A 15,342-nucleotide genomic window follows, 5' to 3' on the forward strand; every position below is an offset into this window, starting at 1 on the left:
CCAGGAGGACGACGCATGACCAGCAGCAAGGCAAAGAAAACCAAACCCGCAGCGGCCGTCGAACGCCCGAGCCGCGAAGAAGCTGAGGCAGCCGTGCGCGTGCTGCTGCGCTGGGCCGGCGACGATCCACGGCGCGAAGGCCTGATCGACACGCCGGCGCGCGTGACGCGCGCTTACGAGGAGTTCTTCGCCGGCTATCAGGTCGATCCGCGCGAAATCCTCGCGCGTACCTTCTCCGAAGTGGACGGCTACGACGAAATGATCGTGCTGAAGGACATCCGCTTCGAAAGCTACTGCGAGCATCATATGGTGCCGATCATCGGACGCGCGCACGTCGCGTATCTGCCGAATCATCGCGTGGTCGGCATTTCGAAGCTCGCGCGTCTCGTCGATGCGTTCGCGAAACGGCTGCAGATCCAGGAAAAGATGACTGTCCAGATCGCCGATACGCTGAACGACGTGCTGCAGCCGGCGGGCGTCGGCGTGATTCTCGAAGCCGCGCATCAGTGCATGTCGACGCGTGGCGTGCATAAGGCGGGTGTCACGATGGTCACGTCGCGCATGCTCGGCACGTTCCGCACCGATCCGTCGACCCGGCGGGAGTTTCTGGCGATCGTCGGGAATCCGGGCGTGGTGGCCATGCCGAATGCCTGATGCGGTCGACGCAGGGGCTGTTTGGGGTTCGCTGACGATGCGGCCCCCGCCCCTGCGAATCCAGCGTGCGCCACCGCGCGCACTCTCTTCACGCTCGCCGGCAACGTCGTAGTGTGCAGGCGGGGTTGACAGTTAGTTGCGTCTCGGCGATGGAGGCCAATGCTCGACGCCGGCCGTCGACGCGCGTTCGTCCCTCATTGATCGCCACGCCGCCCCAATCGATACCGCCCCCTTCGCACCACGCGCACCGCGCACAAGCCATCGGCTATGCTGAATCCACGGTGCGGTGAGAACGCCCTTTGCAATCCGCTGCAGGCGCACCATCCGCGCGACTCCTTGCGCACGTATGCGCCGGCCCAACAGCAGCAACAGGAGCGGCTCAATTGGTCGAGTTTCCGTTGTCGGCGGTTTCAACCTGGGGCAGCGCGATCGTCTTCGTCAACGTTCTGCTGACGCGCCTCGGCGTACCGATTCCGGCCGTGCCGATGCTGCTGTTCGCGGGCTCGGCGATCGCCGCGGGCACCCTGTCGTTCTGGCCGACCCTCGGCGCCGCGGTGCTAGGCGCATTGATCGGCGACGCCACTTGGTTCACGGCCGGCCGGCTGTATGGCCGCAAGCTGCTTGCATGGCTCGGCCGCCTGTCGCCCGTTGTCGATACGAGGCTCGAAATGGCGCGCTCGCTATTCGAACGCTATGGCATGCCGCTCGTGTCGATTTCGAAGTTCGTGCCTGGGCTCGGCCTGATCACGCCGCCGCTGATGGGCACGACCGCCGTCGACATCCGCATCTACGCAACATGGGAGTTGGCGAGCGTGATCACGTGGGCGGCTTTCTGGCTGCTCGGCGGCGCGGCGGTGGAGCGCGAGGTCCATATGCTGCGCGCATTCGTCGAACGGCGCGGCGGCACACTCGCCGACATTATTCTCGTGGTGGCGCTCGTCTATCTGCTCTACCGGCTGTATCTGCGATATGTCGAACGGCGTCGCTTCACGCGCGCCGCGTCGGCCCCAGCCACGCCGATGCTGGCCGCGCCGACGCACGCGTCACCGGCGAGCGACGCGTCGAAAATGCCGTGGAGCTGGCGGCACTCCGGGCGCCTGAGCCGCATGGCGCAGTCCCGGGTGCTCGATGCGCGTCCCGGCGCACCGCTGCTCGATCTGCGACGCCAGATTCCCGACGCGCTCGCGCTCGATCCGCATTCGCCCGAACTGATCGACGGCGCGCTGCGCACGCACGACGTGGTCATCTATTGCATCTGTCCGGACAGCGCGACCGCGCTCGAAGTCTCGCAACATATGCGCCGTAACGGCTACACACGGATTCGCGCACTGCGCGGCGGGCTCGATGCATGGCAGCGGCGCGGCTTCCCGGTGGGCTCGCTGGCTTACGCGGACGGTCCGGCGGCCGACCGGCCGCGCTCGGCGTGGCGGGACGAAACGCCAGCGGCGGTGACGTTGCGCGGTTTCGCGCCGCGCGGTGTGGAGCGCGCCTGAATCGCGCCGGGTCGCGACCATCTGACCGAAAAAGCGCCCACGCTCACGCGATCGAACAGCTGGCGTCAAAGCGCCGCGCCCGTACTCGACGCCCCCTGCGCGGTCGAGTACTCGTCCCACTGGGCCGACCGGGTACGATTGCGCCCTTCGTTTTTCGCCACATACAGCTGCGCGTCAGCGGCTGCCAGCAGCTCGAGCCCGTTGGCGAAATCCGCAGTGCTGGGCCGCGCCGTCGCGCAGCCGACGCTCACCGTCACCGCCTGCGGCGCCTCGTGTCCACGCACGATGACCCGGCTTTCCACCTTGCGGCGAATCTGCTCCGCGACCGCGAACGCGCCCTGCGCCGTTGTATCCGGCAACACCACCGCGAACTCTTCACCGCCGTAGCGCGCGACCAGATCGACCGAGCGCCGCGCCACGGACGCAATGCAATCGGCCACCGCGACCAACACCTCGTCGCCGCTCTCATGGCCGTAGGTATCGTTGAACCGTTTGAAGTGGTCGATATCGATGAACAGCACCGACAGCGGCCTGTTGTCGCGTCGCGCGCGCATCCATTCGTCGTCGAGCCGCTTATCGAGCACGCGGCGATTGCTGAGCCCGGTCAGCGGATCGGTCGAGGCGAGACGCAGCAGAGCGGCCTGCGCGCGCTGTTTGTCGCGCAGCGCGAACGCGAGCAGCCACGACACGACCACGAACACCGCCCCGAACGCGATGGTCAGCGCAGCGGCCACGTGGCTGCGACGCTGCCACGGCGCGAGGACGTCGTCGACGGCGGGCGCGATCGCCACGATCAGCGGCGTGCCGGGTACGTGCGCGTACGTGAAGATGCGACGCACACCGTCGACCGGCGAAACCGATACGTAGCTACCGGAGTCGTGCGCGGTCATCGGTAAGAAGGTCGGCGACTTTGCGACGCTCCCGCCGATATCGCGCCCGTCGACCGGCTTGTGCGCGAGCAGCGTGCCGTCCGCCATCCCGATGAAAACCGAACCCTGCTCGCCGGTGTCGATGCTGTCCAGCAGGTGCTGGAAGTACTCGATGCGAATCGCCAGCAGCGCGATGCCGGCGAAGTTGCCCTGCGCATCGTCGATGCGCCGCGTCAGCGCGATCGACGGTTTGGCGCCGCGCAGCCGCGACATGAACGGATGCGAGAAATACAGGCCCGCCGCCGGATTGCGCTGCTGCACCTGAAAGTATTCGCGGTCGTCGAGATGGACCGTGGTGTTCGCGTCATCGTACTGTGCGGCCGCCACTTCGCCGTCGGGGCCGACGACATACGCACCGCCGAGAAAGGCGGCGGTGGTCGCGCGATCGAACAGCATCGCCTGGCGTGCGGGGACCGGCAGCGTCCAGGTGTCGGGATTGCGCGCGGCATCCACCATCGACTGCAACGACAGACTGTAAATTTCGACGTTGCGCGCGAGATCAGCGGAAATGATCGACACGAGGTTTTGCGAGGTCTGGCGCGCATGTTCGAGCATTTCGCGACGGCCCTCGCCGACCTCCACCGCCGTCAGGATCGACATCGCCAACGCGACGAGCGTACCGGCGACGCCGGCCACCCACGGCCGGTTACCCACGAAGCGGGTCATCCCGGCCCGGACGGCATGCAACGTCAGGCGCAGCCGATGACGCAGCGAAAGCCCATGCTGTGCCACGCTCCTCGCCTCCTTTCGCGGACGATTCTTTCGGACCAGCAGCGCGGTGCGCCGTGCATGTTGGGCTGCGGGTCCTCCGCGCTAGCGAGACGGGAGCCGCGCTCGCTCAGCCCAGTAGCTCCGACGCCGCGCGCAAGCGGCGTTTGCGTTTCCTGTCGAGCCAATCCAACGCGGCCTCGAGGTGGTCCGCGTCGGCAAGCGACGCCGCATTGTCGCGCAACAGCGCTTCGCTGGCGACGGTATCGTTGAGCAAGCCGAAGCGCTTCTGAAGCTTTTTCAGCCGCTTGAGCGTGCGCTTATGACTGATTTTAAGCACCGGCCCGAAAAACTCGAACAAATAGCGCAGTTTCTTGCCCGCTTTTCTGACATCGTGAAAGGCTGCGTAATTCGAGCGTTTTGCATGGCGCGCGCGTTTGATGCGCTTTTTCAACGAGCGCTCCGATGCCCCTATGCGGCGAGCGGCAAATTTGCGCAGCACAATATCCGCATCGTGCTTGGCGTGCAGTTCCCCCGACGTGGTGGCCAGGGCGTCGCGCAACAGATGTTTGACGTCGGCATTCAGCAATGTCTCACGACTGGTCGCCAGCGTGTCACCGCGCGCCTGTTCGAGCTTCGGCATCAACGCTCGTGCATCGCCGCCTTTCTGCTTGAGCAACTCGATCAGGATGTCCCAATCGCGCGTTTTACCCGCCGCGGTGGCGAGGAACTTGTAGACCGCGCGCTGGCGAGAATTTTCGCCCTTGTCGAGCAGCGGTGCGAACGCCCACCACAACGAACGCAACCGCCGCAGTGACACACGCAGTTTGTGCAGCGTTTCGGGCGACGGGTCGTCGTGTATGCCTTTGGCGAGTCTGATCGCCTGATCGACCAATGGCGCGGCGTAGGAAGTAAAGGCTCGCTGTGCCGATTCTTCGGGTACCGGCTCGTTGGCTGTCTCACTGTCTTGCTTCATTGATGCTCCCGGGAAACATGACGGTACTTCCAACGTAGCAAAATTGATGCTCACGAGGGATTCGCCGCGCATGTCAACAGGCTTTGCCGTCACGCGTTGGCGCGTCGTGTCGGCAGCGCCTATGCTCGACCGATGGGACCACGCATTGCGCGGTCCGGCGAATGCTCCGGCTTGACGATGCAGTGTGCAGCGCGGCAAATGCCGCAAACAGACCCCAGGAGGATGTATGCGAATACTCGTTGTCGGTGCGACCGGCCTGCTCGGCTCGCACATCGTAAAGCTGCTCGCCACCGAACATGATGTGGTCGGCGCCAGCCGCAAAGGCTCCGATCTGCACGTGGACCTGTCCGACAAACGCAGCATCGAAGCGATGTATGCGCAAGCCGGCAGCTTCGACGCGATCATCTGCGCAGCCGGCTCGGCGAAATTCGCGCCGCTCGCGGCGCTTGGCGACGAAGACTTCTCTTTCAGTCTTGCGAACAAACTGATGGGGCAGGTCAATGTTGTGCGCTGCGGCGTGGACCATGTCTCGCAAGGCGGCTCGTTCACGCTGACTAGCGGCGTGCTCGCGCAACAGCCGATGGAAGGCAGCGCCGCCGTCAGCATCGTCAATGCGGGTGTCGAAGCGTTCGCGCGCTCGGCCGCGCTCGAATTGCGCGGCAAGGCCCGCGTCAATGTGGTGAGCCCGGGGTGGGTCGCCGAAACGCTCGAATCGATGGGCCGCGATCCGTCGCAAGGGATACCGGCGGAAATCGTCGCGCAAGCCTATAAACGCACCCTCGGTGGCAGCGCCAGCGGCGAAGTGGTCAGCGCATCGTAGGCGCAACTGCGGTGCGTCCACCGGCTGGTTTTATTCATCACTTGCTTAGTCCGCTTCGGACGTCTCTGCATTCACACCCGCCCTTGCGCGCAGTATTTACCGGCATGCGCGGCGCAGCATAAGCGGCGCCGCGTCTATTTTCTGCCCCCCATTTGCCGTCACGCAGTTGTCATCATTGCGACACGCAGCGAAAGCAGCATCGAACACTCTGCGACCACTTTTGGGGCTCACGTCATGCCGGAACTTTCGTATCCGCAACCAGGCGCCGCCAGCGGCAAAGGCCGTAGCGCAGGCCTGGTTATTTTCGCCGGCCTGCTCATCGCCGGCGCCGTGTACTGCGGCGTTCATCTGATAGATGATCTGCAGCCCGTCCGCGAAAGCTCCGTGCTGCCCTATCTGTTGCTCGGCGTCGCACTGCTGATCGCGCTCGGATTCGAGTTTGTCAACGGCTTTCACGATACGGCCAATGCGGTCGCCACCGTCATCTATACCCACTCGCTGACGCCGAATATCGCTGTCGTCTGGTCCGGCGCGTGGAATTTCCTCGGCGTGCTGTTGTCGAGCGGAGCGGTCGCCTTCGGCGTGCTGCAACTGCTGCCTGTCGAGCTAATCCTGCAGGTCGGCAGCAGCGCCGGGTTCTCGATGGTATTCGCGCTGCTGATCGCCGCGATCATCTGGAACCTCGGCACGTGGTCCCTGGGCCTGCCGTCCTCGAGCTCGCACACGCTGATCGGCTCAATCATCGGCGTAGGCCTGATGAATCAGATGATGCATGGTGCGAATGGCACCAGCGGCGTCGACTGGACTCAGGCGCTCGGCGTCGGCAAGTCGCTGCTGTTTTCGCCGATCGTCGGCTTTCTGCTCGCGGGCCTGCTGCTGCTGATCCTTAAGGCCGTCGTGCGCGTGCCCGCGCTGTACGCCGAGCCGAAGGGCAAGGAGCCCCCGCCGTTCTGGATTCGCTGCCTGCTGATTCTGACCTGCACGGGGGTGTCGTTCGCGCATGGCTCGAACGATGGCCAGAAGGGCATGGGTCTGATCATGCTGATCCTGATCGGCACGGTGCCCACTGCGTACGCACTGAACAGAGCGGTCACGCCCGAGCAAACTCAGAATTTTGTCGCGGTCGCGCACCAAACCGCGGCGACGCTATCGCGCTACACGCAGGGCGCGGCGCCTTCCGCGGATCCGCGCGCCGACGTCGAGGCCTTCGTGCGCACCCGTCAGCTGGCACCCGCCACGCTGCCGGCGCTGCAGCAACTGACCGAGCAGATCGGCCGGCAGGTCGGCGAATTTGGCTCGATGGCCGCGGTGCCGCAAGGCATCGTCGATAACGTGCGCAACAACATGTATGTCACGTCCGAGGCGATCCGTCTGTTGCAGAAGGCCAATCAGCCGCAGTTCTCGGCCGAGGACGCGAAAGTCATCGCCAACTTCAGAACGCAGATCGATCACGCGACCAAGTTCATTCCGCCATGGGTCAAGGTGGCGGTCGCGATTGCGCTCGGTCTCGGCACGATGGTCGGCTGGAAGCGCATCGTCGTTACGGTGGGCGAGAAGATCGGCAAACAGCATCTGACATACGGCCAGGGCGCGTCGGCTGAACTCGTCGCGATGGTCACGATCGGTGCCGCCGACGTCTACGGTCTGCCGGTGTCGACGACCCACGTGCTCTCTTCCGGCGTGGCCGGCACGATGGCGGCCAACGGCTCGGGTCTGCAATGGGCCACCGTGCGCAGCCTGATCCTTGCATGGGTGCTGACGCTGCCCGCGTCGATCGCGCTCGCCGGCGGGTTGTACTGGCTATTCCGTTCAGTGTTCTGAGTTCGCCGATCCGGCGGAATCCAGCACGAAAAAAGGCGCGGTACGTTCTATACGTATCGCGCTTTTTCGTTGGCCAGCGAGTGCATACGATCCGCGTTTTAGTACACCTCGGGCACGACCATCGCTTCAGGCACCGGCTGGCGGCTATAGTCCTCGTGATAGACACGCGACGGCAATTCGATGTGCGGGTGCTCGATCTCGTGATACGGGACCTGGCTCAGCAGATGGTGAATGCAGTTCAGGCGCGCGCGTTTCTTGTCGACGGCCTGCACGACCCACCACGGCGCCTCGGGGATATGCGAGCGCTGCAGCATCACTTCTTTCGCCAGCGTATACGCTTCCCAGCGGCGCCGGCTTTCCAGATCCATCGGGCTCAGCTTCCACTGCTTCAGCGGATCGTGAATGCGGTTCTGGAAGCGGATTTCCTGCTCTTCGTCGGTGATCGAAAACCAGTACTTGAGGATCTGCACGCCGCTGCGCGCCAGCATCTTTTCGAACTCCGGCACCGAGCGGAAAAATTCTTCGTATTCCTCGTCGGTGCAGAAGTTCATCACGCGCTCGACGCCCGCGCGGTTGTACCAACTGCGATCGAATAGCACCATCTCGCCGCCCGCCGGCAGATGCGATACATAGCGCTGGAAATACCATTGCGTGCGCTCGCGATTGTTCGGCGCGGGCAATGCGGCCACGCGGCACACGCGCGGATTGAGTCGCTGGGTGATGCGCTTGATCGCGCCGCCCTTGCCGGCCGCGTCGCGCCCCTCAAAGATCACGACGAGCCGATGTCCGGTCGCGACGATCCAGTCCTGCAGTTTGACCAGTTCTCCCTGCAGCCGGAACAGTTCGCGGAAGTACTGCTTGCGCGCCTCGCGATGCTCGGGCGTAAAGCCGGCAGGACCGTCGATGATGCGGTCGTCGACCTCCATTTCGAGTTCTTCGTCGTAGGCATCGATGAGGTCTTCCTCGAAACGGCGTTGCCGCTCCGCCATCAATTCGAAATCGGGTCTCGGGTCCGGCTCTTTCATTGCGGCTCTCCTCGCAACAGGAATGGGATGGCGCGCGGCGGCTAGCGCGACGCGGTCGCGTTCGATTATCGAAGCGCGAGGTGTCAGCCGTGTTACCGCGTAGGCGGGCGCCGCGGATGCGTGGTAACACCCATGATAGCGAGTTTTGCCTCGACTTCCGCCGCTAGGGCAGCGGCCGCGCGAAGCTCAGTTCGTGGCCGTCCGGATCGGTGATATGAAAATAGCGTTCGCCCCACGGCGCATCCGACGGCGCTAACGACGGCCGCAAGCCCGCCGCCAACGCCTTGGCATAGATCGCGTCGACGTCCGACACGTAGATGATCACGCGCCCCCACCAGTTGACCGGCGCGCGCGCATCGGCGATCAGGTTCAGATACGAGCTGCCGAACGCGAACGACGTGAAGGCCTCGCGCGGACCGCCGTACTTGAGCGGAAAGCCGAGCGCTTGGTAGAACGCGACCGCGCGCAGCATGTCGCTGGTGGCGAGCGTGATCGCGCTCAAAGACTCGATGCGTGGCTGCGACTGCGGGGGGTGCGGCGCTGAAGCGGTAGATGCGGACATGAAGAGGGTCTCCGTGGGCGCGAGCGAGCGGCGAGCGACGGCCCGCCGGGAAAAGTGTCTCACAGGCGGTGACAGCCAGTGCGGCGCTGCGCCCGGGACGGCTGCGGGCGCCAGGGATGCCCTTGAAATCCCGCGCGACGCCCCGCATCTCGCAACCCGTCTATCCGGAGCATCGTTATGGGAAGCCGTCCACGCTTCATCGATGACCTGTCGAGCGCCGCATCCGACGCCCCCGGGCCCCAATCCATCGACCTGTTGACCGACGACGACGACGCGCTGCTGGACGCCTACTCCCGCACCGTGATCGGCGCACTGGAGCGCGTGCAACAGGCGGTCGCGTTTATCGCCGTCGAACGCCGGCTGCCCGGCGACCCGTCCGCGCATGGGCGCGGCGCGCGCGGCGGCACCGGCTCGGGCTTTCTGTTCACGCCCGACGGCTACCTGCTGACCAATAGCCACGTCGTGCATGGCGCAACGCATATCCAGGTGACGCTGGCCGACGGCGCGAAGTTCGACGCCGATCTGATCGGCGACGATCCCGGCAGCGATCTCGCAGTGCTGCGCATCGGTTCGCCGGAGCCACTGCCGCATGTCGAACTCGGCGAATCGTCGAAGCTGCGCGTCGGGCAGATCGCCATTGCGGTCGGCAACCCGCTCGGGCTGCAGCAGACCGTGACGACTGGCGTCGTTTCGGCGCTGGGCCGGTCGCTGCGCTCGAACTCCGGCCGCATGATCTACGACGTGATCCAGACCGACGCGGCGTTGAATCCGGGCAACTCCGGCGGACCGCTGATCAATTCGGCGGGTCAGGTGATCGGCGTGAATACCGCGATCATTCCTGGCGCGCAAGCCATCTGTTTTGCGACCGCGATCGATACCGCGAAGTGGGTCATCATGCAGATCTTCGCGCACGGCCGCGTGCGACGCGCGTATATCGGCGTGGCCGGCACGACGACGCCGCTGTCGCGGCGCGTGCAGCGCTACTTTGGGCTCGGCACGCAAAGCGGCGTGCACGTCATGGAGATCGTCAAAGGCAGTCCGGCCGCGCTCGGCGGCTTGCGCACCGACGACACGATCGTCGCGATCGACGCACAGCCGGTGCAGGATGTGGATGGTCTGCAACGCACGCTCGATGCTTCGCGTATCGACAAGCCGGTCAGCGTGACGGTGTTGCGCGGCGCGCAGCGCGTGGAGTTGACGGTGACGCCGGTGGAGCAGGCGGGGTAAGAAGACTGCGCCCGTATCTTGACTTACGCGCGCCCGCGGCTGCCGCGCGCGATCTCATCACCCGCGTCTCGCGGCAGCCGCCGGGTAATCGGAATCGACAGGCACGAGAACAGGCCGACGACCAGAAACGCCGGCCAGAAATCGGAGAACACGATGTTCGGATGCCCTTGCAGACGATGCGAAATCAGCAGCACGATGCCCGAGATCGTCACGCCGAGGCCGAGCGACATCTGCTGGATCACGCTCGCAACACTCGTTGCGCGGCCGACGTCGCTGCTCGGAATATCCGCATAGGCCAGCGTATTGAGCGACGTGAATTGCAGCGAGGGAAAGAAGCCGCCCACCAGCACGATGCACCAGATCACCCAATGCGGCGTGCCGGGAAAGAACGACCCATACACGGCGATCGCCACACCCGCGCACGCGGCGTTGACCATCAGCACGGTGCGAAAGCCGAAGCGTTCGAGAATGCGCGACGCCACCGTCTTCATGAAGATCGAGCCGAACGCGGACGCGCACGTGATCGCGCCGGCTCTGAACGCGGTCATGCCGAGCCCTTCCTGCAACGCGAGCGGCAACAGGAACGGCACCGCGCCAAGACCGATACGGAACAGCGAACCGCCGATCACGCTCGCATGAAAACTCGGAATGCGCAGCAAACGCAGATCGAGCACCGGCAGCGCGACGCGGCTCGCGTACAGCACATAAACCAGCAGCAGCGCGATGCCGGTCACGCACATGCCGACCGATTCTCCCGTCGACACCAGTTCGCCGCCAACGAGCGAGAGTCCGAGCATGAACAACGACGCGCCACTCGCCGACAACACGAAGCCGAGCCAGTCGAGCCGGCCCGGATGGGGCTCGCGCGTATTGGCGATGTACTTGTTGGTGAGCCAGATGCCGAGCAGCCCGATCGGCACATTGATCACGAAGATCAGCCGCCAGTGCAGATAGGTCGTGATAAAGCCGCCGAGCGGCGGCCCGACCACCGGGCCGAGCAACGCCGGCACCGTTAGATAGTTGATCGCGCGAATGAACTCCGACTTCGGCAGCGAACGGAAGATGATGATGCGCCCCACCGGCACCATCAGCGCGCCGCCGATGCCCTGCACGAAGCGCGCGAGCACGAAGGTATCGAGCGAAGTGGAGGCCGCGCACAGCAGCGAGCCCGCCATGAAGATGCCGATCGCGGTGCGGAACACGGTGCGCGAACCGAAGCGGTCGGCGACCCAGCCGCAGATCGGGATAAAGACGCCAAGGCCGATCACGTACGCGGTAACCGCAAGCTTCAGCGTGATCGGATCATGACCGAGGTCGCGCGCTAGAACCGGCAGCGATGTCACGATGACCGTGCCGTCCACGTTTTCCATGAACATCGCGCACGCGACGATCAGCGGAACGATGAAAGCGCCTAAAGCGAGCAGCATTGTCGTGGCGACGGGCGGCCCGCCATCAATGGAAACTGCCGATTATGGCATTGCGCCGACAACAAATGTTGTCGCGCGAGGGGTCTTGCCGCGCGCCGTCATGTGTGCTGGCGCGCGGCACTCGCGCCTTAGCGCGATGCGCTGACGAGCGGCTGCAACTGCGGCAGGATTTCGTCGGCCGCGCGCGCGACGTCGTTCGGGAAGTCGATCTCGATCCACGGCGCGCCGGTCACGTCGGCCGTGTCGAATACCTGGCTGCGCTCGAGCAGCAGGTCGCGCACCGCCTCTTCGTGCGGCATGTTCGCGCGGCCGCTGTCGATATAGCCGGCGACGATCTGCGTAAAGCGCCGCGCGGTTTCCTCGCGGAAGCGGAAGAAGCCGACCGACTCGCCGATCGTGTCGAACTCCAGATTGACCGCGAGCTGCTTGCGCAACTCGACCGGCACGCCGTCCTTCAGGCACAGCTTGACCGGTTCGTCGCCCGCTTCGAAATCGCGGTCGATCAGCAGACGGTTGACCGACTCGCCCGCCACCAGCGCGTTCAGGATGCGCTCGTCGTACAGCACGTCGGCGTCCATCAGCAGCACGTCGCCGCCGCGCGTCAACGCGTCGGCAACGGTATGCACGGTCAGCACGCTACCCAGATCGAAACGCGGATTGAGCACGGTCTCGACCTTGTGCGGCCAGTTGATGCGCGCGAGTTCCGCCTGCACGGATTCCGGCTGGAAACCGAGCGCAAGCACGACGTCGGTCACGCCGGCGGTTTCGAGCATCTGCAGATGCCGTTCGAGCAGGCTCATGCCGTCGAACTGCAACAGGCATTTCGGAAACTGGGCTTGCGGCGGCTGCTGGAGACGCAGGCCGAGGCCCGCTGCGAGAATGATGGCGCGCATGCGCGGTCCTTTGAAAAAAGTACGGAGGTCAATCGGCAACCGGCACACGCCGCGGGGCGCGCCGACGTTGCCAGCTTCGTTCGCTGAAGTGCAATACCAGCAGGCCCGGCAGGCCCAGCAGGATTTCACGCGCGCGCTTGGCGAGCGACAACGCCAGCGCCGCGTCGGGCGGCAAACCGACCAGCGGCGCGAGCAGCAGATAGCCGCCCTCCTGCACGCCGAGCGAGCCCGGAATCATGAAGGCCGCGCCGCGAATCGCCTGGCCGATGCTCTCCAGCAGCAGTGCGTCGATCCAGCCGACCGGATGGCCGAGAAAACGCAGCGCGAGCCATACCTCGACCGTGCCGACGACCCAGCCGACGAGGCTCAGCGCAAAGCTCGCCGCCACGCGGCCGCGCTCGCGGTACAGCGACTGCACCGCGGCATCGACGGCTTCCGCGCGCGTCATCAGAGACGACCAGTCGCGCTTGCCGAACACTTTCGACACCACGCCGAGCAGCCGGCCGAACAAGCCGCGCCGCTGCGCGAAGTAGAACGCGGCGATCAGCGTGCCGAGCACGCAGGTCGCGATCAGCGTTGCGGTGCGCAGGTCGTGCAGCGTGCCGTGCGCGGCGTAGGCGCCGAACATCGCGAGACCGCCGAGCGCGAACACGATTTGCGCGAGCGCCTGCCAGGTCGTGCTGACGGTGATCCCGGCGGCCGCGTCGCGCAGCAGCATGCCGCGCTGCGACAGTCGCCGCACCATCACCACCGGACCGCCGATCTGTCCGGCGGGCAGCAGGCTATTCACCGATTCGCCGATCCAGCGCGCGGACAGCGCATCGCGCAGCGAGAGTCCGGCTCGCGCGCCGCTTGCCGGACCTTCATGCGCGCGGTCACGCGACGGGTGGCCGCGTTTGAACAGCACCGCGATCGCACCCGCGTCGATCACGAGCGGCACCAGGTGGAACGCGGCGACGACCGCGAGCCCCCAGCCGGCTGCGAGCAGGGTCGACGCCACCGAGCCGAATCCCTGCCACGCGAGCAGGCCGACGAACAGCGCCGAGCCGATCGACAGCAGAAGCAGCGCCGCGCGACTCATGCGGCGTCCTTGCGGCGCGAGGCCATCTGACGGAACACCTGACGGAAACCGAAATACGCGATCGCGTCCTTCATGTTGGAAACGAAGCGGCGCCACGGCCGCATGTTCGGATCGGTGACGTATTCGAACGTCAGCGACACACGCATCTCGTTCGGGCCCGCCGGCGTGATGCGATGACGCAGCTTGTCGCCGTCGAAAAACACGAGACCGCCCGGCGGAATCTGCACCGACCCCGGCTGGTCCGGCACCTCGGGATTGCGCGTATGCAGCTCGTAGTCGAGCCGGCACGACGATTCGTCGATCACGCCGAGCAGCAGCGTGTACCGGCGCCCGTCGTAATACGAAGTATCGTAGTGCCAGCCGATATGGTCGCCAGGACGCGTGTAGTAGTAGAGCGCGTAGGCGTGCGGATCGTCGGCGGGCGACACCTGCAACTGGTCGCCGCTCAGCTGCTCGAGCCAGCCGATCAACTCCTTCGAGCGGTACAGCTCGGCGATGAACGGCGCGAGACGGTCGATCGTATGGCGGCTGACACTGCCGCCCTGCTTGTGGCCCGGCAGATAGTTGCGGTTCACTTCGTCGAGCAGCGAGCGCGCGCTGTGAACCAGCTGCGCGGTGACTTCCGGCGCGAGGAAATCTTCCAGATACAGAAACGCATCCTGCGCGACGAAGTCTTTACGCAGACGCGCGTTGTCGAACTTGCGGGTACGGCTCGCGACCGCGCGGTCGGCGTCGGGCGCGGGCGTGAGCGCCGCCACGGACGTGCCTGTCGACACGGGCGCGATCACGTCGTCTTCGGCGTGCAGATTCATTTGCTGGCCCACTGTTGACTGGTTTCAGAAGCGCTGGGGGCCTTCGCCGTCAGGTGAACGCTACGGCGAGCGACGCGCCAATAGTCGATCACCACCCACGCCGCGAACAGCGGCGCGCCGATCGACGCGACCACCACGAACGGCGCAACGACACTAGTCAGCGTGACGATGGGCAACAGGTAGAGCACATCTTCGGTTTCGAAGCCACCCACCGACGCCTGCTTCGTGCCGGCCTTGCCGACCATCTCCTCGATCCGCATGCGCAAAAAGAAGATCAGGGCAACCGCGACACCCGCCACCGCGCCGAGCACGCCGGGCGCGAGCTTCAAAGCGTCGATCTGCGCGCCGCCGGCACCGATACCCATGCCGACGAACAGCATCACGGTCACGAGTGCATCGCAGGCGAGGTCGTAAAAATGACCGATACGGCTCGACTTGCCGCCGACGCGCGCGAGTTCACCGTCCGTATGATCGACGAAATTCGACAAAACGATCAGCAGTGCGCCCGCATTGGCCCACGCGAATCCCCCGTGTGCAAGGCACAGCGCGCCTGCCACGCCGATCAGCAGGCGCAGCGTGGTCAAATGATTCGGGGTGACCCAGGTATCGATTAGCGGTGTCACGAGCCGGCGCGCGAGCCGGGCATCCCACGTACGTGGCGGCGGGACGTTTATTGGAGGTCGGGGTTGCGAAGTCATAAGGCGGAAATATATACGGGATTCTGAAAGCTTGCTGTTGTGTCGTATGTTTCTGTTGCACTTGTGCAGATGCCGTTCCTGTGGCCGTCACAAAGCGGAATTTACCGAATCGCTGTAAAGTGCGAATCCAGTTGCGCCAGTCACCCGGAATCAGTTCGATGTGCAGCACCGCTTGCACCCTCCGAGGGATGGCGCAGTGGTTGCTAATCCACGACA

General features: G+C 65.1%; 14 protein-coding genes. 5 read left to right on the forward strand and 9 right to left on the reverse strand.

Annotation, left to right across the window (positions count from 1 at the left end; all coding sequences use genetic code 11):
• The first annotated feature begins 15 nt into the window (after positions 1-15).
• Together folE and BC1002_RS22775 are read left to right on the forward strand one after the other, a co-directional pair.
• Complete coding sequence (gene folE / locus BC1002_RS22770) at positions 16-654, forward strand: GTP cyclohydrolase I FolE (RefSeq protein ID WP_013092344.1); 639 nt, start codon at positions 16-18, stop codon at positions 652-654.
• A 383-nt stretch (positions 655-1,037) separates the two neighbouring features.
• Positions 1,038-2,147: a VTT domain-containing protein gene (locus tag BC1002_RS22775; protein WP_013092345.1), complete on the forward strand. Its 1,110-nt coding sequence runs from the start codon at positions 1,038-1,040 to the stop codon at positions 2,145-2,147.
• Between the two features lie 65 nt (positions 2,148-2,212).
• On the opposite strand, the gene BC1002_RS22780 is transcribed toward BC1002_RS22775, so the two are convergent.
• A complete protein-coding gene (locus BC1002_RS22780; RefSeq protein WP_013092346.1) occupies positions 2,213-3,808 on the reverse strand; it encodes a GGDEF domain-containing protein in 1,596 nt (531 codons plus the stop codon).
• 106 nt (positions 3,809-3,914) lie between these two features.
• Positions 3,915-4,760, reverse strand: a complete 846-nt coding sequence (locus BC1002_RS22785) for a CHAD domain-containing protein (protein WP_013092347.1) — start codon at positions 4,758-4,760, stop codon at positions 3,915-3,917.
• A 226-nt stretch (positions 4,761-4,986) separates the two neighbouring features.
• Here BC1002_RS22785 and BC1002_RS22790 point away from each other — a divergent pair, with 226 nt between their 5' ends.
• Complete coding sequence (locus BC1002_RS22790; protein WP_013092348.1) at positions 4,987-5,580, forward strand: short chain dehydrogenase; 594 nt, start codon at positions 4,987-4,989, stop codon at positions 5,578-5,580.
• Positions 5,581-5,814: 234 nt separating this feature from the next.
• On the forward strand, positions 5,815-7,401 hold the full coding sequence (locus BC1002_RS22795; protein WP_013092349.1) for an inorganic phosphate transporter: 1,587 nt from the start codon (positions 5,815-5,817) through the stop codon (positions 7,399-7,401).
• 98 nt (positions 7,402-7,499) lie between these two features.
• Here the strand turns inward: BC1002_RS22795 and ppk2 are convergent, their stop codons facing one another.
• On the reverse strand, positions 7,500-8,426 hold the full coding sequence (gene ppk2 / locus BC1002_RS22800) for a polyphosphate kinase 2 (protein ID WP_013092350.1): 927 nt from the start codon (positions 8,424-8,426) through the stop codon (positions 7,500-7,502).
• Between the two features lie 163 nt (positions 8,427-8,589).
• Positions 8,590-8,988 (reverse strand): VOC family protein, encoded by a 399-nt coding sequence (locus BC1002_RS22805; RefSeq protein ID WP_013092351.1) that lies wholly within the window; start codon positions 8,986-8,988, stop codon positions 8,590-8,592.
• Positions 8,989-9,165: 177 nt separating this feature from the next.
• Here BC1002_RS22805 and BC1002_RS22810 point away from each other — a divergent pair, with 177 nt between their 5' ends.
• The gene (locus BC1002_RS22810) at positions 9,166-10,215 is read left to right on the forward strand and encodes a S1C family serine protease (protein WP_013092352.1); all 1,050 of its coding nucleotides are present in this window, start codon (positions 9,166-9,168) and stop codon (positions 10,213-10,215) included.
• A gap of 23 nt (positions 10,216-10,238) precedes the next feature.
• Here BC1002_RS22810 and BC1002_RS22815 read toward each other — a convergent pair whose 3' ends face one another.
• The 5 genes from BC1002_RS22815 to BC1002_RS22835 all read right to left on the reverse strand — a co-directional run bounded on the left by BC1002_RS22815 (position 10,239) and on the right by BC1002_RS22835 (position 15,126).
• Complete coding sequence (locus BC1002_RS22815) at positions 10,239-11,642, reverse strand: MFS transporter (protein WP_013092353.1); 1,404 nt, start codon at positions 11,640-11,642, stop codon at positions 10,239-10,241.
• A 128-nt stretch (positions 11,643-11,770) separates the two neighbouring features.
• Positions 11,771-12,535, reverse strand: a complete 765-nt coding sequence (locus BC1002_RS22820) for a phosphocholine cytidylyltransferase family protein (protein ID WP_013092354.1) — start codon at positions 12,533-12,535, stop codon at positions 11,771-11,773.
• A gap of 28 nt (positions 12,536-12,563) precedes the next feature.
• Complete coding sequence (locus tag BC1002_RS22825) at positions 12,564-13,616, reverse strand: lysylphosphatidylglycerol synthase domain-containing protein (RefSeq protein WP_013092355.1); 1,053 nt, start codon at positions 13,614-13,616, stop codon at positions 12,564-12,566.
• Complete coding sequence (locus BC1002_RS22830; RefSeq protein WP_013092356.1) at positions 13,613-14,428, reverse strand: HalD/BesD family halogenase; 816 nt, start codon at positions 14,426-14,428, stop codon at positions 13,613-13,615. The genes BC1002_RS22825 and BC1002_RS22830 overlap by 4 nt, the downstream gene beginning before the upstream one ends.
• Positions 14,425-15,126 carry a CDP-alcohol phosphatidyltransferase family protein gene (locus BC1002_RS22835; protein WP_013092357.1) on the reverse strand — a complete coding sequence of 234 codons (702 nt, stop codon included), beginning with the start codon at positions 15,124-15,126 and terminating at the stop codon, positions 14,425-14,427. Before BC1002_RS22835 ends, BC1002_RS22830 begins: the two co-directional genes overlap by 4 nt.
• Positions 15,127-15,342: the final 216 nt, after the last annotated feature.

The sequence above is a fragment of the Paraburkholderia atlantica genome (assembly GCF_000092885.1).
Taxonomy (GTDB): domain Bacteria; phylum Pseudomonadota; class Gammaproteobacteria; order Burkholderiales; family Burkholderiaceae; genus Paraburkholderia; species Paraburkholderia atlantica.